Annotated in this window: 23 protein-coding genes; 13 read left to right on the top strand and 10 right to left on the bottom strand. The window is 61.2% G+C overall.

Annotated elements, in window-relative coordinates; all coding sequences use genetic code 11:
• The first annotated feature begins 56 nt into the window (after positions 1-56).
• From BMX59_RS25590 to BMX59_RS25560, 7 genes are all read left to right on the top strand, one after another.
• On the top strand, positions 57-1679 hold the full coding sequence (locus BMX59_RS25590; protein ID WP_093127218.1) for an MFS transporter: 1623 nt from the start codon (positions 57-59) through the stop codon (positions 1677-1679).
• Positions 1680-1847: 168 nt separating this feature from the next.
• A complete protein-coding gene (locus BMX59_RS25585; protein ID WP_093127215.1) occupies positions 1848-3797 on the top strand; it encodes a DNA topoisomerase III in 1950 nt (649 codons plus the stop codon).
• 130 nt (positions 3798-3927) lie between these two features.
• A complete protein-coding gene (locus BMX59_RS25580) occupies positions 3928-4368 on the top strand; it encodes a CBS domain-containing protein (RefSeq protein WP_071489660.1) in 441 nt (146 codons plus the stop codon).
• A gap of 423 nt (positions 4369-4791) precedes the next feature.
• Positions 4792-7017, top strand: a complete 2226-nt coding sequence (locus BMX59_RS25575) for a cytochrome P450 (RefSeq protein ID WP_093127211.1) — start codon at positions 4792-4794, stop codon at positions 7015-7017.
• Positions 7014-7808: a class I SAM-dependent methyltransferase gene (locus BMX59_RS25570; protein WP_093127207.1), complete on the top strand. Its 795-nt coding sequence runs from the start codon at positions 7014-7016 to the stop codon at positions 7806-7808. The genes BMX59_RS25575 and BMX59_RS25570 overlap by 4 nt, the downstream gene beginning before the upstream one ends.
• A 40-nt stretch (positions 7809-7848) precedes the next feature.
• Complete coding sequence (gene idi, locus BMX59_RS25565) at positions 7849-8391, top strand: isopentenyl-diphosphate Delta-isomerase (RefSeq protein WP_092249690.1); 543 nt, start codon at positions 7849-7851, stop codon at positions 8389-8391.
• Between the two features lie 478 nt (positions 8392-8869).
• A complete protein-coding gene (locus BMX59_RS25560; RefSeq protein WP_025854475.1) occupies positions 8870-9199 on the top strand; it encodes a hypothetical protein in 330 nt (109 codons plus the stop codon).
• A 61-nt stretch (positions 9200-9260) separates the two neighbouring features.
• Here BMX59_RS25560 and BMX59_RS25555 read toward each other — a convergent pair whose 3' ends face one another.
• Complete coding sequence (locus tag BMX59_RS25555; protein ID WP_071489662.1) at positions 9261-10166, bottom strand: LysR family transcriptional regulator; 906 nt, start codon at positions 10164-10166, stop codon at positions 9261-9263.
• A 133-nt stretch (positions 10167-10299) separates the two neighbouring features.
• On the opposite strand from BMX59_RS25555, the gene BMX59_RS25550 reads away from it, so the two are divergent.
• Genes BMX59_RS25550 through BMX59_RS25540 form a run of 3 tightly spaced genes read left to right on the top strand, consistent with a single transcriptional unit; the run spans position 10300 to position 12885 of the window.
• Positions 10300-10998: a CoA transferase subunit A gene (locus BMX59_RS25550; protein WP_058425579.1), complete on the top strand. Its 699-nt coding sequence runs from the start codon at positions 10300-10302 to the stop codon at positions 10996-10998.
• A 34-nt stretch (positions 10999-11032) separates the two neighbouring features.
• Complete coding sequence (locus BMX59_RS25545) at positions 11033-11692, top strand: CoA transferase subunit B (RefSeq protein ID WP_092249687.1); 660 nt, start codon at positions 11033-11035, stop codon at positions 11690-11692.
• 11 nt (positions 11693-11703) lie between these two features.
• Positions 11704-12885, top strand: a complete 1182-nt coding sequence (locus tag BMX59_RS25540; RefSeq protein ID WP_092249684.1) for an acetyl-CoA C-acetyltransferase — start codon at positions 11704-11706, stop codon at positions 12883-12885.
• Between the two features lie 213 nt (positions 12886-13098).
• Here BMX59_RS25540 and BMX59_RS25535 read toward each other — a convergent pair whose 3' ends face one another.
• From BMX59_RS25535 to BMX59_RS25520, 4 genes are all read right to left on the bottom strand, one after another.
• The gene (locus BMX59_RS25535; RefSeq protein WP_093127194.1) at positions 13099-14184 is read right to left on the bottom strand and encodes a DUF1615 domain-containing protein; all 1086 of its coding nucleotides are present in this window, start codon (positions 14182-14184) and stop codon (positions 13099-13101) included.
• 83 nt (positions 14185-14267) lie between these two features.
• Positions 14268-15242, bottom strand: a complete 975-nt coding sequence (gene hemB, locus BMX59_RS25530; RefSeq protein WP_093127189.1) for a porphobilinogen synthase — start codon at positions 15240-15242, stop codon at positions 14268-14270.
• Positions 15243-15359: 117 nt separating this feature from the next.
• A complete protein-coding gene (locus BMX59_RS25525; protein ID WP_093127186.1) occupies positions 15360-16202 on the bottom strand; it encodes a PhzF family phenazine biosynthesis protein in 843 nt (280 codons plus the stop codon).
• 3 nt (positions 16203-16205) lie between these two features.
• Positions 16206-16904 (bottom strand): glutathione S-transferase N-terminal domain-containing protein, encoded by a 699-nt coding sequence (locus tag BMX59_RS25520; RefSeq protein ID WP_093127183.1) that lies wholly within the window; start codon positions 16902-16904, stop codon positions 16206-16208.
• Positions 16905-17166: 262 nt separating this feature from the next.
• On the opposite strand from BMX59_RS25520, the gene BMX59_RS25515 reads away from it, so the two are divergent.
• Entirely contained in the window at positions 17167-17868 is a 702-nt protein-coding gene (locus BMX59_RS25515) for a histidine phosphatase family protein (protein WP_071489668.1), read from the top strand.
• A gap of 44 nt (positions 17869-17912) precedes the next feature.
• The gene (locus BMX59_RS25510) at positions 17913-18968 is read left to right on the top strand and encodes a permease (RefSeq protein WP_092249846.1); all 1056 of its coding nucleotides are present in this window, start codon (positions 17913-17915) and stop codon (positions 18966-18968) included.
• Here BMX59_RS25510 and mnmH read toward each other — a convergent pair.
• The 4 genes from mnmH to BMX59_RS25490 all read right to left on the bottom strand — a co-directional run bounded on the left by mnmH (position 18958) and on the right by BMX59_RS25490 (position 22220).
• Positions 18958-20061, bottom strand: a complete 1104-nt coding sequence (mnmH, locus tag BMX59_RS25505) for a tRNA 2-selenouridine(34) synthase MnmH (protein ID WP_092249673.1) — start codon at positions 20059-20061, stop codon at positions 18958-18960. The genes BMX59_RS25510 and mnmH overlap by 11 nt on opposite strands.
• Positions 20061-21095 carry a selenide, water dikinase SelD gene (gene selD / locus BMX59_RS25500; RefSeq protein WP_093127177.1) on the bottom strand — a complete coding sequence of 345 codons (1035 nt, stop codon included), beginning with the start codon at positions 21093-21095 and terminating at the stop codon, positions 20061-20063. The genes mnmH and selD overlap by 1 nt, the downstream gene beginning before the upstream one ends.
• A gap of 94 nt (positions 21096-21189) precedes the next feature.
• Positions 21190-21942: a TerC family protein gene (locus tag BMX59_RS25495; RefSeq protein WP_092249671.1), complete on the bottom strand. Its 753-nt coding sequence runs from the start codon at positions 21940-21942 to the stop codon at positions 21190-21192.
• Between the two features lie 26 nt (positions 21943-21968).
• Positions 21969-22220 carry a hypothetical protein gene (locus tag BMX59_RS25490; protein ID WP_071489671.1) on the bottom strand — a complete coding sequence of 84 codons (252 nt, stop codon included), beginning with the start codon at positions 22218-22220 and terminating at the stop codon, positions 21969-21971.
• A 134-nt stretch (positions 22221-22354) separates the two neighbouring features.
• On the opposite strand from BMX59_RS25490, the gene nhaR reads away from it, so the two are divergent.
• Complete coding sequence (gene nhaR, locus BMX59_RS25485; protein ID WP_092249669.1) at positions 22355-23257, top strand: transcriptional activator NhaR; 903 nt, start codon at positions 22355-22357, stop codon at positions 23255-23257.
• 4 nt (positions 23258-23261) lie between these two features.
• Here nhaR and BMX59_RS25480 read toward each other — a convergent pair whose 3' ends face one another.
• Positions 23262-24419, bottom strand: a complete 1158-nt coding sequence (locus BMX59_RS25480; protein WP_071489673.1) for an MFS transporter — start codon at positions 24417-24419, stop codon at positions 23262-23264.
• Positions 24420-24648: the final 229 nt, after the last annotated feature.

Genomic DNA, 24648 nt, shown 5'->3' with positions numbered 1-24648 from the left:
CCGAACCTGGCGCCGACAGTGGAACAACAATAAATAATCACTGTGAGGGCTACCCGATGTCAGAACATGCTCAAACCCTGGGCTCGCCGGTCGACGCGAGCACCAGCAACGACTCAAAGAAAGTCATCTTCGCCTCGTCCCTGGGGACGGTGTTCGAGTGGTATGACTTTTTCCTCTACGGCGCCCTGGCGGCGGTGATCAGCAAGCAGTTCTTCGCCGGGGTCAACGACACCACGGCATTCATCTTTGCCCTGATGGCCTTTGCGGCCGGCTTTGTAGTGCGGCCCTTCGGTGCGCTGGTGTTTGGACGGTTGGGCGACATGATCGGGCGCAAGTACACCTTTTTGGTCACCATCATTCTGATGGGCGTGGCGACCTTCTGTGTCGGGTTGCTGCCAACCTACGCCAGCATCGGCATCGCAGCGCCGATCATCCTGATCGTACTGCGCATGCTGCAGGGCCTGGCGCTGGGCGGCGAATACGGCGGCGCCGCAACCTACGTGGCCGAGCACGCACCGGCCGGCAAGCGCGGCTTCCATACCAGCTGGATTCAATCCACGGCGACCATCGGCCTGCTGCTGTCGCTGCTGGTGGTGCTGGCCTGCCGTTACTTCACCGGTGACCAGTTCGAAGTCTGGGGCTGGCGCATTCCGTTCCTGTTCTCCATCGTGCTGCTGGGCATTTCCACCTGGATCCGCATGAGCCTGCACGAATCGCCCGCGTTCCTGAAAATGAAAGAGGAAGGCAAGGCCAGCAAGGCGCCGATCCGTGAGTCCTTCGGCAAATGGGAAAACCTCAAGGTGGTGCTGATCGCGCTGTTCAGCATCAACGGCGGGCAAGCGGTGACCTTCTACGCGGCGCAGTTCTACGTGCTGTTCTTCCTCACGCAGTTCCTGAAGATGGACCCGGCCCTGGCCAACATGCTGTTGATCATCAGCGTGGTGATCGGTGCACCGTTCTTTATCTTCTTCGGCTGGCTGTCGGACAAGGTCGGGCGCAAGCCGGTGCTGATGCTCGGCCTGCTGCTGGCCACCGTGCTGTATTTCCCGATCTTCAAGAGCCTGGCGCACTACACCAACCCGGCGATGGACCAGGCCAGCAACCAGGCGCCGATCACCGTGATGGCCGACCCGGCCACCTGCACCTTCCAGTTCGACCCGGTGGGCAAGGCGAAATTTGACAGCCCGTGCGACAAGGTCAAGACCTTCCTGGTCAAGCAAGGCCTGCCCTACAGCAGCGTCGCCGCCCCCGCCGGCAGCCCCGTGCAAGTGAGCGTGGGCGAAGTGCGTATCGACGGTTTTGACGAAAAAGCCCTGCGTGGCGCGGTGACCCTGGCCGGCTATCCGTCTTCGGCGGACGTGGCCCAGGTCAACAAGACCATGGTGGTGGTGCTGATCGTGGCGCTGATCCTGATTGCCGCGATGTGCTACGGCCCGCTGGCAGCGCTGATGGTGGAGCTATTCCCGACGCGTATCCGCTACACCTCGATGTCTCTGCCCTACCACATCGGTAACGGCTGGTTTGGCGGGTTCCTGCCGACCGTATCGTTTGCCCTGGTGGTGTACACCGGCGATATCTTCTACGGCCTGTGGTACCCGGTGGCGGTGACCGGGGTGAGTTTGATCGTGGGGATGGTCTGCCTTAAAGAGACCCGTCACGTGGATATCGATAACAACTGACCCGATCTCCTGAGCACAGAAGATCCGCTGTGGGAGGGGGCAAGCCCCCTCCCACATTTGCCTTCAGGCGCCTACACATAAATTGCTGTACATCCATACAGATAATGGTTGATCAATGCACGCTGACTGAGCATCCTGCACAGCATCAACCCGATCTGTGTGACGACCATGCGCCTGTACCTCTGTGAAAAACCCTCCCAGGCCAAAGACATTGCGGCCGTGCTCGGCGCCAGCCGCCGTGGCGATGGGTGCTGGCTGGGCAATGGGGTCACGGTCACCTGGTGCATCGGCCACCTGCTGGAAACCGCCCCGCCGGATGCCTACGACGAAAAGTACAAGCGCTGGGTACTGGCCGACCTGCCCATCGTCCCGGAAAAATGGAAGATGCGCGTCAAGCCCAAGACCGCCAGCCAGTTCAAGGCGGTCAAGCGCCTGCTGGGGGAAGCCCAGGAGCTGGTGATCGCCACCGACGCCGACCGTGAAGGCGAGATGATCGCCCGCGAGCTGGTGGAGCATTGCCGTTATCGCGGGCCGATCCAGCGGTTGTGGCTATCCGCGCTGGACGATGCCTCGATCCGCAAGGCCCTGGCGGCGCTCAAGCCGGGCGCCGAGACGTTCAGCCTGTATCACTCGGCCCTGGGCCGCTCCCGCGCCGACTGGCTGATCGGCATGAACATGAGCCGCCTGTTTACCTTGCTCGGGCGCCAATCCGGGTATCAAGGCGTGCTGCCCGTAGGTCGGGTGCAGACGCCAACCCTGCGCCTGGTGGTGGACCGCGACCGCAGCATCGCCGACTTTGTGCCAGTGGCTTACTGGGCCATCGATGTCGACCTGCGCCACGGGGGCATGACCTTCACCGCCCAATGGCGCGCGGCCGAGGACGCCTGTGACGACCAGGGCCGCTGCCTCAACCCGCAGTTGGCGCGGGACGCGGCCGACGCCATGACCAACGCCGCCACCGCCCGGCTGGTGAAACTGCGCACCGAGCGCATGCGTGAAGTGGCGCCCCTGCCCTTCGACCTGGGCACCCTGCAGGAAATCTGCTCCAGGAAGCTCGGCCTTGGCGCCCAGGAAACCCTGGATATCGCCCAGTCGTTGTATGAAACCCATAAAGTCATCACCTACCCGCGCAGTGACTGCGGCTATCTACCGATGAGCCAGCACCCCGACGCGCCCAGGATCCTGGCTGCGTTGGCACGTGCGGATACCGCAGTGAACGAGCTGATGCCGCATATCGATGCCCAGCGACGCTCGCGGGCGTGGAACGATGCCAAGGTCAGCGCCCACCACGGCATCATCCCTACCGGCGCGGGCAAGGATGTGGGACAACTCACCGGCAAGCATCGTGCGGTGTATACCCTGATCCGCGCACGCTACCTGGCGCAGTTCCTGCCCAACCATGAGTACGATCGCACCCAGGCGGATTTCGACTGTGCGAATCAGGCGTTGCGTGCAGTGGGTAAAGTAGTGATCGAACCGGGCTGGAAGCGCGCCCTGCCCGAAGCCCTGGCGCCAGCCAAGGGACGTGAAGCGCCGGCTCCGCAAGCCCTGCCGCCATTGGTACAGGGCCAGGATTATGGGGTGGCCAAGGTCAACCTCAAGGACCTGTGGACCCAACCGCCCAAACCCTTTACCGAAGGTGACCTGATCAAGGCGATGAAAAACGTCGCCAAGTTGGTGGAAGACCCGCTGCTCAAGCAAAAGCTCAAGGACACCACCGGCATCGGCACCGAGGCCACCCGCGCCGGCATCATACAGGGGCTGTTGGACCGTGGTTACCTGGTGAAGAACGGCAAGGCGCTATCAGCTACACCCGCGGCATTCAGCCTGATCGACGCCGTGCCCCGGGCCATCGCCGACCCAGGCACCACCGCCATCTGGGAGCAGGCCCTGGACATGGTGCAAAGCGGCGAAATGAGCCTGGAAGACTTCGTCGCCAAGCAGGCGGCCTGGATGAGCAAGCAGGTCGCCCGTTGCAATGGCATGCGCATGACCATCACCGGTCCCGCCAGCCCGGCAGGCCGAGGTGCCACGCCATGGAAAAAGAAACGCAAGAGCACGCCACGCAAGACGACGGCCAGTCCCAAGCGGGCCAAAAAACCGACAAATGCCGGCTAAACACCAAAAAAACCGGCGAATGACGTTTTTCGACGGGTTTAGCGCCGCTTTGGACCTTGCAGCGCGGTGGCCGGTCTAGGATTCTGTAGTGGGACCCTGACTAACCAACAACACCACCGGAGTGGCCGCCATGAAGACCGTTGCAGAAGTGCTCAAAGCCAAGGACCAGAAAAACCAGGAAGTGCATGTCATCAAACACGACCACACCGTGTTTGAAGCCTTGGTGCGGATGTCGGAGAAAAACGTCGGGGCCTTGCCGGTGGTCCAGGATGACGTGGTGGTCGGGATCATCAGCGAGCGTGATTACGCCCGCAAAATCATGCTCAAGGGGCTGTCGTCGGTCACCACCAAGGTCCATGAAGTGATGAGCTCCCCGGTGATCACCGTCGACACCCATAAAAAGGTCGATGAGTGTATGAACATCATGACCGACAGTCACCTGCGCCACCTGCCCGTGGTCGAAGACGGCAAGCTGTTGGGGCTGCTGTCCATCGGCGACCTGGTCAAGGAAGCCATCGCCGACCAGGCTGACCTGATCAAACAGCTGGAGCAGTACATCCGCGGCGAGTAGAGACCGCGAAGGCGTGTGCCGCAACGAGGCGGCACACGCGGTATACATACCGAAAGCTCCGTGGTTGCGTTTTATGCCCGCTACGCGAGCCGTTTCCTGTGCTGACCACAGTTAACTCCTACATCTTGAGCGTTTCGTCCTCCAGTAAAGTCAGGCGGTCTGAATAGCCGGGCTGGCCGAACAATGGAGTTTTTTGCGTATATAACACGGGGACGTTCTATGGCTGATACTCCAGGCCATGGCTCAATCTCGAACGCCTTACACCCCCCCCCGCCAACGAACGATCCCCCAACCTCCAAACACGCGCTGACCGCTCCAGTGGCTCAGAAACACCCTCCAAGCCTTCCATTTCGCAGAAAACGGAACCGCTCAGGTGTTGCCGTCAAATGTTCCTTATAAAAACTTAATTCAAGGTAGAGCACCATGCCAACGGTACACCGCGAAGGCGGCCCCCGTGTCCGCCACGGCCGTCATTTACCACCGACATCACTGATCATTCCAGAGATTCGGCTTCCTTTTGCCGGTCCGCCGCCACGTTCCGACAACGATCAGTTAAAGGCGCACGCTCTCGCTTGGGCACAGCAACATGGCGTGATCGGTCGACGCGGTGCGCATAGGTTAAGCACCACGCCGCTGCTCGAGTTGGGGATGGCGTTGTGCGGAAAAGCCCCCACACACCGAGCCGAGACGCTGGTGTGCTGGTATCTGTGGGCGCTCACGCTGGATGATCGGATTGACGACGGGCCATGGGCGGAAAACGGTGAATTGGAGCGATTCGTCACCGCAGTGCAGGCAGTGACCGAGAACGATGGCACGCATCCCCTCAGTGAAATGAGTTGTTTTGATGATCCGATGCTGGCTGTCCTGGCCAACGATCTGTGGCCACGAACCAGACACTGGGGTAGCGACGGTTGGCGGCAACGGCTCACGCAGCACCTGATCCGACATCTGCGCGCCCAGGTGACGCTAGTGCGAATGCGCGAAACCGACGCGGTGCTCGCGCTGGCCGAATATCTGCCATTGCGCCGAGATTCGTTCGGCGCACTGTTCTTTTTTGATCTGATAGATGCCGCCGAAACGCTCGATCCCTACCAGCATTCAGCGGACGTCGAATGGTGGAACACACTGCGCGAACACAGTGCCGATATCATCGCCTGGACGAACGATATCCATTCGATTGCCAAAGATGTGGTGTGTGGTGAGCACTTCAACCTGGTATCGATACTGGCGGACACCGCAGGCATGGAATGGCCTGCCGCGATCGAATCTGCACATCAGATGGTGGTCAACGCGGTCGCGGCGTTCACGGCTGTCGCCGCTCGGCCAGCCAATCACCTGCCATCCGCCGCAACCGAGCCGGACCGGCTGCGACAGGTTGTACGGGCAGCGGGTGACTGGCACCAGACCGTTTCTCGCTACCACCTGCACACCACCGGCACTACAACGCAGGCCAACCGGACAGTGGACCTGACACTCACGCCGCCAACGCTGAAATCCAGGCAGTTCGAAATCGACCCCTATCCCTTGTATGAACGTTTACGTACCACTCTACCGATCACCTACGACGAGCCCACGGACGTATGGCTGGTCAGCCGGTATGTGGATGTCAAAGCTGCATTGACGCATCCGCAAGCCAGCAACAATAACTACACCTGGCAGATTGGGCCGCTGCTGGGGCACACTCTCGTGGCGATGGACGGCTGTGAACACGCTCAGCACCGTGCACTGCTCAGCCCATCGTTTCGCAGCCAAGCCCTTGCCTCGCTTGAAGCATCCATCATCTCGGTCACCTCTGACCTGCTGGCACGCATGCATGGCCGTACCCAGGTGGACCTTATCGCCGACTTCACCGCAGCACTGCCAGTGCGGGTGATGGCTCACGCACTGGGCCTGCCGGCTGACACCAGCGAGGAGGTAGCGCGGCTGAAGCGCTGGTGCGCGATCGGCTTTGCTTACATGGGCAACTATCGACAGGACCCGGCCCAGTTAACCGGAGGGTTGTCCAACCGAGACGATTTCTACGATTTCATCCAGCCACACATCGACGCCCGCCGCGCTAAACCTGCAGATGATTTGATCTCGCAGCTCCTGGCGGCAGAGATTGACGGCCAACCATTGCCCGAAACCTTCGTCCGGGCTTACTGCGCAATTCTGATGACTGCAGGTAGCGAGACCAGTCACGGCGCACTGGCGAATCTCATTGTCAACCTGCTGAGCGAACCCGGCGTCAAAGACGCCGTGATGCCTGATCCCGACTTGATGGACACTGCGCTCACCGAAACCTTGCGACGCAATCCTCCTTTGCAACTCGTACTCCGCGAGGCCCGCGAAGCGCTGGAGCTGCCGTCGGGAACGATTCCTTCTGGTGCGACCCTGGCCTGCCTGATCGGGTCGGCCAACCGTGATCCGGCTCAATACACCGACCCGGATACCTTCAGCTTGTCGCGCACCGATCAGGCAACAAATCATTTCGCGTTTGGCGCAGGGCGTCACTTCTGCCTGGGATCCATGCTGGCGCGGATGGAAATCACGCTCGGCGCTCGCATGCTGCTACAGACCTTTCCAGACGTGCGCTGGGCGCCAGGGTTCCAGCCCTCGGAACAAGGTTTCCTGAACCGTTGCCCCGACCGACTGGAGGTTGTTCTATGACCACTGCCGCCGACGGCTACACCGACAGCTATCTCGGCGACCAGCACGCCGGCCAATTGGTACGCCTGCGCACGCTCGAATGCGCCTTTGACCCACAAAGCCAAACGGTTTTCGACCTGCTCAACCTTCCGTGCAAGCCTGACATCCTTGAACTCGGCGCCGGTGCGGGTTCGTTCACTGGCTGGCTGACCCAGCGATACCCTGACGCGGCAGTCACGGCGACCGATATCGATACCCGATTCCTCACCGATATTCCCGGCATAAAGGTGCTTACCCACAATGCCGTCACCGATGACTTTCCTGTGGCCTCTTTTGATGTGGTACACGCCAGGGCGCTCCTGTGCCACCTCCCCCAACGGGAAGACATATTGACGCGCGCCATCACCTGGCTTCGTCCTGGTGGCTGGTTGGTGATCGAGGACGTGAGCCTGCAGCCGAGCTTGAAAACCTCGCACCCATTGTTCCGAAAGGTCGCCCAAGCCGGAATCACACTTCTGACAAAGTCCATTGGTTCCGACATGCTCTGGGCCGATACGCTCCCTGCCCGATTGCGTGACAGGGGACTCACCAACGTAGAGCATCGCCTCTTTGAGGGCCGAATCGGCGACAACAGCCCCGCCGATACATTCTGGGCCTCAACTACCCTACAGGCTGGGCCGGCGCTGCTGAAACTTGGGTTACTCACCCAGGATGACCTGGAAGCAATGACCCAGCTGCGCGCCGATCCAACATTCACCGACACTGCATTGACATTTGTCAGCGCCTGGGGACAAGCCCCTGAACGTGAGTAGAACGGCGGAGCGCCGTACATTGCACCGGAGGAAACTCAGAATGATCGATCTTGTAGTGTTAGTTGACGCACAAGACGTGCAAGTCGGTGTGTGTGACAAACGTGCCGCACACCTGGGAGCGGGTCAGCTTCATCGCGCCTTTTCGGTCCATCTGATCGACAGCGCCGGGCGTCATCTACTTCAACGTCGTGCTGCCGGTAAAATGCTTTGGCCAGGTTTCTGGTCGAATGCCTGCTGCAGCCATCCGGCACCCGGCGAAACGGTTACGGATGCCGCATCTCGTCGTCTGCGCGAAGAACTGGGCATTTCTGCCTCGTGCCGGTTTCTGTACAGTTTTGAATATCATGCTCGCTATGGTTCGATCGGTGCGGAGCACGAGTTTTGTCATGTACTGGTTGCTCAGTCTGACGCGGCGGTCATCCCGGATGCAGAAGAAATCAGTGAGATCAAATGGTGGACTCGCGCTGAAATCTCCGCCCGGCTTTCAGAATCCCCAGCGCAATTCACACCCTGGTTCCAAATGGAGTGGCTTCATCTTCTGTCAAAGCACCCTTCGTTCGATACACCTACAGTGCAGGAATGATGAGGGCAAGCTCAACGACCCGACACGCCAGAAAATGACGCCCAAGTCACGTTTTCCCGCATTCTCCCGTCTCCACGGCAATTTATGTAGTGATCAAAAATAATCACTACATAAGCGTTGACGTAACCATTTTGTCCTTGCATTATCGAGACGTCTCCCGGATCGGGAGCGTTGGCAACAAGCGTTTTGAACAAGCTCGTCTGACCGCCGAGCTGTTTTTTCCGGATGTGCACTGCCCACAAGGCAGATTGATGAAGCTGACCGGCCCTAAGGGCTCGGTACAAGGCGCTCAAATGCGGCTTGTCTTCGTTATGAATGCATTGCGTAGCAGTTCATCAGCAAGACTACATGCATCAGGTTCAAGACCCTGCCCGTATTCGGCAGACCGTCGCTGACGCCCGGTTTTCGCAACCGGAGACAACTTACGAAGTATTAACGAACCAACTGATAGATCGCCAACTGGTCAAGGGGCTTACACATGAATCTGAACAACCAACCAACTATCGATGAATTGGCTGAGATGTTCGCAGCGCAGAAAGACACACTCGACGACCATATCCTGTGGATTGGCAAATCGGGCGAAGTGCAAATTGACTGCCTGGCGCCCCACACCGAAGAAGCCGAGTTCGACCGCAATAACCGTGAACTGGCGGCGCGCCTGAAGATGTACCGCCGTGGCCAGGGTTATGTCGGCAAGAAAGCAGCCGCCGATCGCAACTTTATCGAACAGGTTTTCCACACACTTAATACCGAATGGCAGAATCTCAAGGGCCAATCGCAAGTTAAAGTGATTGATAGATACTGCTGATAACACCGCATTAAACATTTAAGCCCGCTTGTTGATTCGAGCGGGCTTTTTAATTTCGGCTCTACAACACTGCGGGAAATCGTCCCTTCTTCGCTTCGTCGCAAAAGATATCAAACAACACCTGCGCTGCCGCCGAGAGTTCATGGCCGGGTTTGGTCAGCACCCCAATCGGTCGTTCAATGACAGGATCGGTCAAGGTGATGCAATGAGCCCCCGCCTCCTCCATCTGCCGCGCGCACAATGCGGGGACGGCGCTGACACCCAACCCCGTCGCTACCATCTTGCCTACAGTCGCCAGTTGATGGCTTTCCAGCGCCACCGGCAACTTCATCTGCCGCGCCCCCAGATGCTCCTCCAGCATCACCCGCACCGTCGAAGGTCGCTGCAACGTGATGAACGGCTGCTCCAGCAAGGTTTTCCAGTCGATTTCATCAAGCTCGACCAACGGCGAATCCCCCGGCACCACGGCAATGAAGCGATCCAGGTACAACGGCGTGAACGCCAGCGACGAACCGTCTGAAGGCTCGAACGCCACGCCCAGCTCCACCTGGCGGTCGCGCACCATTTCCAGCACCTGCTCGTTGATCAAGTCGTGCACGGTGACATTCACCTGAGGGTAACGTGCGCGGAATATCTTCAGGATCGGCGGTAGCAAGTTGCCCGCGAACGATGGCATCGCCGCCACCGTGACCCGCCCGCGTTGCAGGGTAAAGCGCTGGCGCAGTTCGTCCTCGGTGTTGTCCCAGTCGGCAATCAAGCGGCGCGCCAAAGGCAGCAGGGATTCCCCCTCGGGTGTCAACGCGACGTTGCGCGTATTACGGCTGAACAGACGCCCGCCCAGGCCTTCTTCCAGGCCCTTGATGGTCAAGCTCAGTGCCGACTGGGAAAGGTGCAGGCGTTCGCAGGCGGCGGCGAAACTCAGGCTCTGGGCCACGGCGAGAAACGCGCGCATCTGTTTAACTGTCATGACGCTACTCCAAATGGCCAGGCGACTATGCTGTTTTTTAAATCAATCAACCTTAAAAAACAACTTAACAAATCAATCCGTCGGAGCAACACTCGGTTCATTGGCTGGCCCACAAACAATAAAAGAGGTGCATATGGCAGGTTTCGATAAACGCGTGGCGTCCTACGAGGAAGCACTGGCGGGCCTGGAAGACGGCATGACCGTACTCTCCGGCGGTTTTGGCCTGTGCGGCATTCCGGAAAACCTCATTGCCGAGATCAAGCGCAAAGGCACCCGCGACCTCACCGTGGTATCCAACAACTGCGGCGTCGACGGCTTCGGCCTGGGCGTGCTGCTGGAGCAGAAGCAGATCAGCAAGGTGATCGCTTCCTACGTGGGTGAAAACGCCCTGTTCGAGAAGCAGTTGCTCAGCGGCGAAATCGAAGTGGTGCTGACCCCCCAGGGCACACTGGCCGAAAAAATGCGCGCAGGCGGTGCCGGCATCCCGGCCTTCTTCACCGCCACCGGCGTCGGCACTCCGGTGGCCGAAGGCAAGGAAACCCGTGAATTCAATGGTCGTCCGTACCTGATGGAAGAATCCATCACCGGCGACTTCGCCATCGTCAAAGGCTGGAAAGCCGACCACTTCGGCAACGTCATCTACCGCCACACCGCCCAGAACTTCAACCCGCTGGCTGCCACCGCCGGCAAAATCACCGTGGTCGAAGTCGAAGAAATCGTCGAACCGGGCGAGCTGGACCCGGCGCAGATCCACACCCCTGGCATCTACGTCGACCGGATCATCTGCGGCACGTTCGAGAAGCGCATCGAACAGCGCACCGTACGCAAATAATCCGCCCCCAGCCCGAACAATAAGGACACATAAAATGGCTCTCACCCGCGAACAAATGGCTCAACGCGTCGCCCGCGAAATGCAGGACGGTTTCTACGTCAACCTGGGCATCGGCATTCCGACCCTGGTGGCCAACTACATTCCGGAAGGCATGGAAGTGATGCTGCAATCGGAAAACGGCCTGCTCGGCATGGGCCCGTTTCCGACCGAAGACACCATCGACGCCGACATGATCAACGCCGGCAAGCAGACCGTGACCGCGCGTATCGGCGCGTCGATCTTCTCGTCCGCCGAGTCCTTCGCGATGATCCGCGGCGGCCACGTCGACCTCACTGTACTCGGCGCATTTGAAGTCGACGTACAAGGCAACATCGCCTCGTGGATGATCCCCGGCAAGCTGGTCAAGGGCATGGGCGGCGCCATGGACCTGGTGGCCGGTGCAGAAAACATCATCGTGATCATGACCCATGCCTCCAAGGACGGTGAGTCCAAGTTGCTCAGCCAATGCAGCCTGCCGCTGACCGGCGCCAACTGCATCAAGCGTGTACTGACGGACCTGGCGTACCTGGAAATCGAAAATGGCGCTTTTGTCCTCAAGGAACGCGCACCTGGCGTCAGCGTTGAAGAGATTGTACGCAAGACCGCCGGTAAACTGATCGTCCCGGACCACGTTCCAGAAATGCACTTCCAGTGAGGACAGATTCCATGCAAGACGTCGTGATTGTTGCTGCCACCCGTACCGCCGTGGGCAGCTTCCAGGGTTCGCTGGCGAACATTCCGGCACCGGAACTGGGCGCCGCCGTGATCCGTCGCCTGCTGGAGCAGACCGGCCTGGACCCGGCCGAAGTGGATGAAGTGATCCTCGGCCAGGTCCTCACCGCAGGCTCAGGCCAGAACCCGGCGCGCCAGGCGTCGATCCTGGCCGGCCTGCCCCACGCGGTGCCCAGCCTGACCTTGAACAAGGTTTGCGGCTCGGGCCTCAAGGCCCTGCACCTGGGCGCCCAGGCCATCCGTTGCGGTGACGCCGACGTGATCATCGCCGGCGGCATGGAGAACATGAGCCTGGCTCCGTACGTACTGCCCGCCGCGCGCACCGGTTTGCGCATGGGCCATGCCAAAATGATCGACAGCATGATCACCGATGGCCTGTGGGACGCGTTCAACGACTACCACATGGGCATCACCGCCGAGAACCTGGTGGACAAGTACGGCATCAGCCGCGAAGCCCAGGACGCGTTCGCCGCCGCATCCCAGCAAAAAGCCGCCGCTGCTATTGAAGCGGGCCGCTTTGTCGATGAGATCACACCGATCCTGATCCCCCAGCGCAAAGGCGACCCGGTGGCCTTCGCCGTCGATGAACAACCCCGCGCCGGCACCACCGCCGAATCCCTGGGCAAGCTGAAACCGGCGTTCAAGAAAGACGGCAGCGTCACCGCCGGCAACGCCTCCAGTCTCAACGACGGCGCCGCCGCGGTGCTGCTGATGAACGCCGACAAGGCCAAGGCCCTCGGCCTGCCAGTGCTGGCGCGCATTGCCAGCTACGCCAACGCCGGCGTCGACCCGGCGATCATGGGCATCGGCCCGGTGTCGGCCACCCGCCGCTGCCTGGACAAAGCCGGTTGGAGCCTGGGCGACCTGGACCTGATCGAAGCCAACGAAGCCTTCGCCGCGCAATCCCTGGCGGTGGGCAAAGAGCTGGAATGGGACGCCGACAAGGTCAACGTCAACGGCGGCGCCATCGCCATCGGCCACCCGATTGGCGCCTCGGGCTGCCGCGTGCTGGTGACGCTGCTGCATGAAATGATCAAGCGTGATGCCAAGAAAGGCCTGGCGACGCTGTGCATCGGTGGCGGCCAGGGGGTAGCCCTGGCGCTCGAACGCAACTGATTCAAAGAGCAACATGGAAAGGGCCTGGTTCCACGAAAACCAGGCCTTTTCTTTACCCTTCAACCTCGCGTCTGCGGCACCGCTTTAATCGCCGTCAAATTCCCCCATACCTCCCAAGGAACCGCAATGCGCCATCTGGACGGCAAGCCAAAATCCTATCTCCTGTTCCTGCTGGCAGCCCTGGCCGTGGCAGGCTGCTCACCTCAACGCTGATCAGCGCTTCAGGCAGCGCTGATAACGCTCGTCGACCCGCTGGGCAAACCACGCCGTGGTCAGGTTACGGGTGATCTTGGGGCTCTTGAGCACGATGCCCGGCAGGATGGCCCGTGGCATCGGCTTGCCGGCGGCCTTGTCCGCCAGGGCAAATACGCGCTTGTAGAGGGTGGTGTCCTCGAAATCCAGTTGCTCGCCCTGCTCCAGCTGGCTGCGGATGCTGGGGTTGCGCATGTCCAGCCTGGCCCCCAATGAACGCACCGCCAGCTCGGTGGTGCCGGGCAGCAGCGAGTCGTAGCGAATCAGATCTCCGTCCAGGGCCAGCTCGGTGCCCGAAGCACGGCTGACGGCAGCCTGGAACGCGGCATTACGGCTGGCGTACCACCCGGCATTGAAATCGGCAAAGCGATACAGCGGCCGATCGTAGCTCACCGGGTAACCCAGCAAGTGCGCGATGCCGAAGTACATGCCGCCACGACGGGTGAAGACTTCGCGACGAATTGTGCCATCCACCGTGTAGGGATAACCCCGCGCCTGCTTCTGCGCAAAGTCGATACTCACCTGCATCGGGCCTGCGGTATGCACCGGGTTGAAACCACCAAACAACGTGTTGCCCAGGGGCACCATGCTGATGAAGTCATCGAAGATGCCACTCAGGTCCTTCTCCGTGCGCGCAGCATTGAGGCGGTCGGCGTAGGTCTTGCCGCTGGGCGAACGCAGTTGCAGGGCGCTGCGCACGACAAACGCCGGCACATGGACTTTGCCGGCACGCCGCAGGATTTCGTCCTGGGCGATCTTGCCCATGTCTGGCACCGGTGGGTCGACCTGATAGGTCGACTCCTGCTCGGTCACCGCCAGCACGGCGCAGATGTTTTCCGTGCTGGGGTAGATGTTCTGGGTGTCAAAGGCCGTGTAGATGTCCTGGGCCCAGCCCTCGCGGTCAGCCACCTTGGCCGGCAGCAGGCGCACGATCTGCGCTTTCACCTCGGCCTCGCTGCGCTGCGGCTGTTGCGGGTTGCGCGTGGTGGAGCAACCGGCCAGTACCAGCAAAGTGGCAAGGCACAGGATCAGGCGGCTTGAATACATGGGGCTTCCTTGGGCGACGATGGGCCGGGCATTGTTGATGTGGGAGGGCGCAAGCCCCCTCCCACATTTTACCTGTTGTGGTTCTAGATCCCCGCCAACGCCAGGTCCATCGCGAAGTAGGTGAAGATCAAGTCCGCACCCGCGCGCTTGATCGAGCCCAAGGTTTCACGCACCACACGGTCCTCATCAATCGCCCCGGCCTTGGCGCCGAACTTGATCATCGCGTACTCGCCGCTGACCTGGTACGCCGCCACCGGCAGGCGCGAGGCTTCGCGGATGTCGCGGATGATGTCGAGGTAGGCACCGGCCGGCTTGACCATCAGCGCATCCGCGCCTTCCTGTTCATCCAGCAGCGATTCGCGTACGGCTTCGCGGCGGTTCATCGGGTTCATCTGGTAGCTCTTGCGGTCGCCCTTGAGCGCGCTGCCGCCAGCTTCGCGGAACGGTCCGTAGAGGGCCGAGGCGAATTTGGTCGAGTAGGCCATGATCGGGATATGGGTGAAGCCCGCATCATCCAGGGCGCGGCGGATCGCCTGGACCTGGCCGTCCATCGCCGCCGAAGGGGCAATGACATCGGCACCGGCACGCGCGGCGGCCACGGCCTGCTTGCCGAGGTTGACCAGCGTCGCGTCGTTGTCGACATGGGCGCCGTGCATCACACCGCAGTGGCCATGGTCGGTGTATTCGCAGAAGCAGGTGTCGGACATCACGATCATTTCCGGCACAGCGTCCTTGATGATCGACGACATGCGCGAGACCAGGCCGCGTTCCTTCCAGGTGTCGCTGCCGCTGGCATCCAGGTGGTGGGACACGCCGAAGGTCATCACCGACTTGATGCCGGCACGGGCATAGCGCTCGATCTCGCCGGCCAGTTTCTTCTCAGGGATGCGCTGCACGCCCGGCATGCTGGTGATTGGCACGAAGTCGTCGATTTCTTCTTCGACGAAGATCGGCAGCACCAGGTCGTTGAGGGTGAATTCGCTTTCCTGGAACAGGCCACGCAGCTCCGGGGAGCGGCGCAGGCGGCGTGGGCGGGCTTGGGGGAACTGGCTGGTCATGGTGGTCCTATTGCAAGGCAGAAAATCTTTGGGGCGAAAGCTTATGCCCCCAGGCCCCGGCAGCACAAACGCCGAGGGGCCAATAGTGTATTGCGGCGGCGGTAATAATTTATTGATCTAGAGCTGTACACGTCCGTCGATGCACACCGACACGGCGCCACCCATCCATATTTCAGTGCCCTGGCGCTCAACGTGGATCCGCCCTGCCCGGCCAATTGCCGTGCCCTGGCTGACCACATAGCGCTCGGGGGCCAGGCCCTCGCCGAGCAACCATTGCGCAAGCCCCGCATTCAAGCTGCCGGTGGCCGGGTCTTCCTGCGCGCCATCGCCTGCGATAAAGGCACGCACCTCAAATTGCGTGTCCACATCGTCGCGCCCGCCGTCACAGGGGGCGATCACGCCCACGGCCAGCCCCAGCAGTTGCGAATAGTCCGGCTGCAACGCCAGGACCTGGTCACGGTCTGCCAGCATTACCGCGAGCCAGCCAGCGCCATTGTCCACCCACTGGCTGCGCACGATGGCCCCGGGCTCCAGGCCCAAGCCCAGGCGCACGCGCTCCAGCAACGGCGCGTCCACGGCACCGGCGCGCAATAACGGCGGCGCGATAAATGCCAGTTCATCGCCTTGGCGACGGATACGCACCAGGCCGATTTCGCACTCCTGGATTATCTCCTCGCCCTTGGGAATACCACCTGCCTGCAGCCAGGCATAACAACTGCCGAGCGTCGGGTGTCCAGCAAAAGGCAGCTCCTTCAAGGTGGTGAAAATTCGCACCCGGTAGTCAGCCCGAGGATCACGCGGGGTCAGTAAAAACGTGGTTTCACTGAGGTTGGTCCAATTGGCGAAGTCCGCCATCTGTTGGTCGCTCAGGCTGTCGGCGCCAAACACCACCGCCAGCGGGTTGCCTTTGAGCGCCACGCGGCTGAACACGTCCAGCTGTTTGAAATCGAAAGTCGGCATGCTTCAACTCGGAATATTAAGGCCACGGATCACCGCCGGCCGTGCGACGAAACCGTCCAGAGCGCGCAGTACATTGGGAAAGTCGGCAATGCCTACAAGGTCACCGGATTCGTAGAAGCCGATCAGGTTGCGGATCCACGGAAAGGTGGCGATGTCGGCGATGCTGTACTCGTCGCCCATGATCCACGTACGGCCCAGCAGGCGTTTTTCCAGCACGTCCAGCAGGCGCCGGGATTCGGCGGCGTAACGGTCGCGCGGGCGTTTGTCTTCGTAGGCCTTGCCGGCAAATTTGTTGAAGAAGCCCAACTGGCCGAACATCGGGCCGATACCGCCCATCTGGAACATCAGCCATTGAATGGTTTCATAACGTGTCGCCGGGTCCTCGGAGAGCAACTGGCTGGTTTTTTCCGCCAGGTAGATCAGGATCGCGCCGGACTCGAACAACGCCAGCGGCTGGCCGCTGGGGCCATTGGGGTCGATGATCGCGGGGATCTTGTTGTTGGGGTTCAGCGACAGGAACTCGGGAGAGAGTTGGTCCTGGGTCTCGAAGCTGACCTTGTGCGCTTCATAGGGCAGGCCGAGCTCTTCGAGCATGATCGACACTTTTACCCCGTTGGGGGTCGGCAGCGAATACAGTTGCAGGCGCTCTGGATGCTGGGCAGGCCATTTGCTGTTGATCGGGAAAGCAGCGAGTGGGTTCATCGGGAAGCCCTGTGTGTGTGTGTGTGCTGAAAGCCCCCATGATAGTCATCCGGCGAGCGTCCTGCATGGGTCATCAATACGCAACAACCGCCAGCTATTATGCCGTGAGGGCGAACCAATACGCCCTCGTGCACTCTTAAATGAGCTCAAGCGGTGAATGGAGGCACCTCGCTATCTCGACAGGGAACACCGCAGGCGCCCCCGGCGTCATAGTGGCCAGGCGTGTCTGCCTTAACGTGACGCATGAAGACTCGAACTTACAATGACGATCAAGCCTCTGCGCCTTGTGCAACGACTGAAACGCTATTCATACATCCTGTTGCCGCTCTTGTTGGTTGGCGGCGCTATCGATCTGAGCCTGGAGTCACGGATCAGCAACGCCGACCAGGTTGACGGCGTGCAAACCCTGGTGTTCCTGCGCCACGGTGAAAAACCCGCCGGTGGCCTGGGCCAGCTCAATTGCCAGGGTCTCAACCGGGCGATGAACCTGGCCACGGTTTTGCCAGAGAAGTTCGGCAAGGCCAATTTCGTGTTCGCCGCCAACCCGACACGCAACGTGGAGGAAGGCGAACTGGACAATTCCTACAGCTATATTCGCCCGCTGATGACCATCAGCCCCAGCGCGATCAAGCTCGGCCTGCCGGTGAACATCAAGTTTTCCGCGAATGACACCAGTGCCCTCGCCGACGAGCTGGTGGAAGACAAGTACCACAACTCCATCATCTACACCGCCTGGTCCCACGGCTATCTGCCGGAGCTGATCAACAAGGTGGCGAGCGAAGCGTCCGGCGAAAAACACACCATCACCGACGACTGGTCCGGCAGCGACTACGACACGCTGTATGTGCTGACGCTGACCTGGCACAACGGCAAGGCCTCGTTGCTGAGCCGCAACTATAAACAGGGCCTGAACAACGGCGAAGAAACCTGCCCTGAACCTACCCAGGTGAGCGCCGAGAGCTGAGGGCGTATGATGCGCCGCTATTGACTCACCTGCGGATCATCACCATGCCCAACCTCGCCTCCACCCAGCCCAACCGGGGCTGGTCGTTCTGGTGGAAACCAGCGCTGTTCCTGCTGATCGCCTGCGTCGGCCTCTACTACGTGAAGTGGTCGCCTTACTACCTCAAGGCCTTCGTCGCCGCCGATAACCACAGCATTGGCGCCTCGATTCTCAACGACCAGCAAAGCTCGCCCCTGGCAGCCGCGCTGGCGTACGCCCAGGTGTACTTCCTGGCGATCTGGAAAGCTGCTGTGCTGGCGGTGATCCTGGGCTCCCTCCTGCAAGTGCTGATCCCCCGCGACTGGCTGCTGCGCCTGTTCGGCCGCGCCGGGCTGGGGTCGACCCTGCGGGGCGGGCTGTTCGCCCTGCCGGGGATGATGTGCAGTTGCTGCGCGGCACCGGTCGCGGCGGGCATGCGTCGGCAGCAGGTCTCGGTGGGCGCGGCACTCGCGTTCTGGATCGCCAACCCCGTGCTGAACCCGGCGACCCTGGTGTTCATGGGCTTCGTGCTGGGTTGGGGCTTCACCGCATTGCGGCTGGTGGCGGGCATTGTGCTGGTGGTGGGCGTGTCCCTGATCGCTCAACGTATCGCCCGCCCGGACCAGGTGCCGGAAGCGGCTCTGGGCGCGGTGGCCGAGGTCAGTGTGGTTGAGTCCCAGCCGTTCCTGGGCCGTTGGCTGCGGACCCTGTGGCAGTTGTTCTGGAGCACGATCCCGGTGTACATCCTGGCCGTGCTGATCCTGGGCGCCGCGCGGGTGTGGCTGTTCCCCCATGTCGACGGCGCCATGGCCAACAGCCTGGCATGGCTGGTGCCTCTGGCGATTGTCGGCACGTTGTTCGTGATTCCCACCGCTGCCGAAATCCCCATCGTACAAACCATGATGACCCTGGGCATGGGCACCGGCCCGGCCGTGGCCTTGCTGATGACCCTGCCGAGTGTGAGCCTGCCGTCACTGCTGATGCTGCGCAAGGACTTCGATGCGCGGGTGCTGGTGACGGTGGCCGGCTTGACGATGTTGGTGGGGGTACTGTGTGGGTTGATCGGCGCGGCTATCCTCTGATCAGGGCGCGCTCGCGCAAATACTCCACCACGGCGCCCTGCTCCCCTGCGAACTCGATCCGTGCGCCTTTGCTTTCACGCTGAAAGGCGTACATCGGGTCGTAATACTCACGCAGAAGCCCTTCGATCCAGGCGCGATGCAGGTCCACATCACCGCTGCGCGCCTGCTCCGCCAGGGCCGCCTGCAAGATCGCCTGCAACCGCTGGAAGCGTTCGCCGCCCAGGCGTTTATGGATATTGCCCAGGCTCTGGGTCAGGCGCTCGGCAAACAGCGCCTGGCCGGTGTCGCCAAACACCTCGATAAATTCGGCGCACAGGTCCACCACATAGTCGCGCAGGATGCGCTCGACCCGCCCTTCTACGCTGTCCTGCAGCCACACCATCGGGAACGTCTGCATGCCCTTGTGCAACGCCAGCGGCAGCGCGCAACTGCCGATCATGCGACTCTCATCCTCGACCACGAACTGCTCGATACCCGCGGCACGCTTTTTCAGCAGGTCCACGGCCAGGCGGTTTTCGAAGTCGATGTTGGACGGCTGCGCCGTGGCGCGTTTGCCGAAGCTGGAGCCGCGATGGTTGGCATGACCTTCCAGGTCCAGGGCATTGCGCAACTGGCCGAGCACCTCGGTCTTGCCGGTGCCAGTCATACCGCCCAGCAGCACGAAGTCACACTGCGTGGCGGCGTGCTCGACGGTCTCCAGCAAAAAGGTGCGCATGGCCTTGTAGCCGCCACCGACACGGGGATACGCGATGCCGGCTTCGGTCTTGAGCCATTGCTGCACGATCTGCGAACGCAGCCCGCCACGGAAACAGTACAGGTAACCCTCGGGGTTGGCCTGGGCGAACCGCGCCCACTGCTCGATACGCTCGGCCTTGATAGCGCCGGACACCAGCTCATGCCCGAGCACGATGGCGGCCTGCTGGCCCTGCTGCTTGTAGCAGGTGCCGACGCGCTGGCGTTCGTCGTCGGTCATCAGCGGCAGGTTGATCACCCCCGGGAACGCGCCCTTGGTGAACTCGATCGGCGCGCGGGTATCCATCATTGGCCGATCATTGAGGAAAATATCGCGGTAGTCGGTGATATCGGTTGCCATCAAATCACCTCAACCGCGTGGGTCTGTCGCTCGAGCAGCTCGCCGATAGGTTCCAGGACCAGGCCCAGTTCAGCCGCCATGCGGTGGAATTCGGCGTCGCCCTCGGGCGCGACGGCGATCAACAGGCCGCCGCTGGTCTGCGGGTCGCACAGCACGCGCTTGTGCAGTTCCTGCAGGCGTCCGAGCTTGCTCGAATAGCTGTCGAAGTTGCGCAAGGTGCCGCCGGGCATGCACCCCTGGTCCAGGTAGTCCTCGATCCCGGCCAGGCGTGGGACCTTGTTGTACTCGATGCGCGCCGTCAGGCCGCTGCCGTCAGCCATTTCCACCAGGTGGCCCAACAAGCCGAAACCGGTGACATCGGTCATTGCGGTCACCCCCGCCAACTTGCCGAAACGGCTGCCGGGCTTGTTCAGGGTGCACATCCAGTCCCGGGCCAGGCCGATATCCGCCTCGCGCAATTTGCCCTTCTTCTCGGCGGTGGTGAGGATGCCGATGCCGATGGGCTTGGTGAGATACAACCGGCAACCGGCGGTGGCTGTGTCGTTGCGCTTCATATGGCGCTTTTGCACGATGCCGGTCACGGCCAGGCCGAAGATCGGCTCCGGGGCGTCGATGGAATGCCCGCCCGCCAGAGGAATCCCGGCTGCGTCGCACACCGAGCGGCCGCCACGAATCACTTCGCGGGCAATCTCCGGCGCCAGTACGTTCACCGGCCAGCCCAGAATGGCGATGGCCATCAGCGGATCGCCACCCATGGCATAGATATCACTGATGGCATTGGTGGCAGCAATCCGGCCGAAATCGAAGGGATCATCGACAATCGGCATGAAAAAATCGGTGGTGGAGACCACGCCGCGCTCGTCGTCGATGGCGTACACCGCCGCATCGTCACGCGAAGCGTTGCCCACCCACAGCTTGGGGTCGAGGTTCTGTGCGCCGCTGCCGGCAAGGATCACTTCCAGCACCTGGGGCGATATCTTGCAGCCACACCCCGCGCCGTGGCTGTACTGAGTAAGACGAATCGGCTCGTTCATGTAGGACCTCACGCTATCAAGTGCGCGAATTCTAACAGACAGCAAAAAGCCGGCTGGGCTCATCTGAGCGCAGCCGGCCGTTTGGTTTCAGCGGTTACCGGCGTGCAGCGAGCAAACGCTGGTGGCGGTTACGCCGGGCAATGTTCAAGCATTCGATGGCCGCCGAGAACGCCATGGCCGCATACACGTAGCCTTTCGGTACATGGGCGCCGAAGCCTTCGGCGATCAGGGTCATGCCAATCATGATCAGGAAGCCCAGGGCCAGCATCACCACGGTCGGGTTGTCGTTGATGAACTTGGCCAGCGGTTCGGCCGCCACCAGCATCACGATCACCGAGGTCACCACGGCAATGATCATGATCGGCAAGTGCTCGGTCATGCCCACGGCGGTGATGATGCTGTCGATGGAGAACACCAGGTCGAGCAACAGGATCTGCCCGATGGCCGCGGCAAAACCGATAGCCACAACGTTGCCAGCATTGGTTTCCTTCTCTTCGGGCTCCGGGTCCATGCTGTGATGGATTTCGGTGGTGGCCTTCCACACCAGGAACAGGCCACCGGCGATCAGGATCATGTCCTTCCACGAGAACGCCTGGCCGAACACTTCGAACACCGGCGCCGTCAGCTGCACGATGAACGCGATGGTGCTGAGCAGGCCCAACCGCAACACCAACGCCATGCTGATACCGATGCGTCGCGCCTTGGCTCGATGCTTCTCCGGCAACTTGTTGGTGAGGATCGAGATGAAGATCAGGTTATCGATGCCCAGCACGATCTCCATCACAATCAGGGTTGCCAGGGCAATCCAGGCGGTGGGGCTGGCGGCCAGTTGTAAAAGGTAATCCATAGGTCAGTCCTGACGTTGAGCGGAAATTAGGCTTCTTTACTGTTCGATTCGGTTTCGTTCTCTTCCTGATCATCCTTTTTCTGCGGGTTGATCAGGCCGTTGGTCGCTTCACTCAATGCCTGTTCGGCAGCCTTGTGGGTGTCATCGATGGCTTGCTTGGCCGATTCGGTGGCCTTGCCCAGTACCTGCTGCGCGCTTTTTTCGACCTGATCGCAACCGCTGATCACTACCAATGAAAGCGCAAGCAAGGATGCCGCGCCCAGGGAATTGAGTTTCATGATGTCTTCCTCGTTAGAACCCTTGGGTCCAAATAGTGGCCCCGCGATAGCGACGCATTCTATGCAGGCAAACAGTTCAGGAAAATTCGTATTTTTCTCGCGTATACTTCGTTTTTTACGAAGTGAAGGCTGCCATGCTCAATTACCGACAACTGCACTACTTCTGGGTGGTGGCCAAGACCGGCAGCATCGTGCGTGCGTGCGAGCAGTTGAACCTCACGCCCCAGACCATCAGCGGGCAGATCAGCCTGCTCGAGCAAACCTTCGGTATCGCGCTGTTTCAGCGCGTCGGCCGCCAGCTGGAACTGACCGAAGCCGGGCGCCAGGCCCTGCCCTATGCCGAGCAGATGTTCCAGACCGGTAATGAACTTGAGGCCATGCTGCGCGCGCAGCCCGACGAACAGCAGATCCTGTTCCGCGTCGGCGTGGCGGACGTGGTGCCCAAGTCTATCGTCTACCGGCTGATCGCACCGACCATGGAGTTGAGCGAGCCGATCCGCATCACCTGCCGTGAGGACAAACTCGAACGCCTGCTCGCCGACCTGGCGATCCAGCGCCTTGACCTGGTGATTTCCGACAGCCCCATGCCCACGCACCTGGACATCAAAGGCTACAGCCAGAAGTTGGGCGAATGCGGCATCAGTTTTTTCGCCACCCAGGCGTTGGCTGACGAACACCGAGGGGATTTCCCACAGTGCCTGCACGGCGCGCCGCTGTTGATTCCGGGCGCGGAAACCGTGGTACGCAGCCGTTTGCAGCGCTGGTTTGCCGAACAACAGATTCAACCGAAGATCATCGGCGAGTTCGACGACAGCGCCTTGATGCAGGCATTCGGCCAATCCGGCAGCGGGATCTTTATCGCCCCCAGCGTGATTGCCGACGAGGTGGTGCGCCAGTACGGCGTGGCGCTGATTGGCCAGACCGTGGCCGTGACCGAGTCGTTCTACGCGATCTCGGTGGAGCGCAAGGTCAAGCACCCCGGCATCGTGGCGATTACCGAAGGCGCCCGGCGGGAGCTGTTCACCACCCTGCCCTGACGGCTCAGGCGCCGGAGGCGAGCGGTTGCCTGGCGGTCATCAGCCACAACGCCAGCAGGATCGACACCAGGATAAACCCGGACGCCGCAAAGCCCAGGCTGCCCAGGCCGAGGGTGTCGATCACGTGCCCGCCAACCATGGCGCCCAGGCCGATGCCCAGGTTGGCCCCGGCGATGTTCAGCGACGCGGCAAACGCCGGCGCATGGGGCGCAGCCTTCATCAGGCGCACATGGCTGACCAGGAACATCGCCGCCTGGGTCACGCCCCACACGGCCATCGCCGCCGCCAGGCCGATGGTCGAATGAATCGCCGGGACCAGCGCCACCATGCCTGCGATCATGAAGCCGCAAAACACCATGGAGGCGATCAACGGGTGACGATCCACCGCACGCCCGCCCAGCGAATTGCCAATCAGACCGACCGCACCGAAGCCCATCAGGCACCAGCCCACCAGCGTACCGTCGAACCCGGCCAGGCGCTCGAGGATGTCCGCCAGGTAGGTGTAGGCGGTGAACATGCCGCTGAACACCAGGATCGACAGCAGGATATGCCCCTGCATCAGCGGGTTGCGCAGGATCTTGAACTGCGAGCGCAACGTCACTTCATCGTTCTTCGGTTGGGTCACCGGCAGGTAGATAAACAGCAGCAAAGCCTTGGCCAACGCGATCACCGCGAGGATGGCAAACGCGCTGCGCCAGCCGAACATATCCGAAATCAGCGTGCCCACCGGAATGCCGAACACCGTGGCACAGACAATACCGAAGCCGATTTTTTCAATCGCTCGGCCAGCGAACTCAGGGCCGACGATGTCCACGGCGGTTTCACTGGCCAGGGCCCAGAACACTGGCAAACCCAGCGCCGGGATCAACCGTGCCAGCGCCATCACCCAGATATTCGGTGCCAGGGCCGCCACGGTATTGGCCACACCGAACAGGATCAGGATGCTGATAAACAGGCGCTTGCGTGGGAAACGTGCGCAGTACGCCGTCAGAAACGGACCAAACGCCGCCACGGTAAATGCGAACAAGGTCACCAGCAGCCCGGCCTGGGACACAGTGACGTTCAAGTCGCGGGCGATGGACGGCAACAGGCCGACGATCACGAACTCTGTGGTCAGCACGGTAAAGCCGGCGGCCGACAGCAGCAGGATGGGAAACAACATGAAAACTCCAGAAACGACGACATCAACGACAGCCCGAAGGGCCCGCTGACAGAGAGGAAAGATGAGAGGACAGAATCTTAACAGAGTATGTCCGGATTTGGCCAAGGCCTGGGCAAGCGGTTGACGCAATGCCGCACCGCCATGGACTTTTCCCACAGCATGCTAGACTTCGCGATCCGCGTCCTACAGCCCTTTCCGAGTAAGTAGCTGCGCCCTAAAAAAAACCAGA

The organism is Pseudomonas sp. NFR09 (assembly GCF_900111535.1).
In the GTDB taxonomy this organism is placed as follows: domain Bacteria; phylum Pseudomonadota; class Gammaproteobacteria; order Pseudomonadales; family Pseudomonadaceae; genus Aquipseudomonas; species Aquipseudomonas extremorientalis.
Note: the sequence above shows the minus strand (reverse complement) of the source record. Positions and strands in the feature narration are given on the sequence as shown.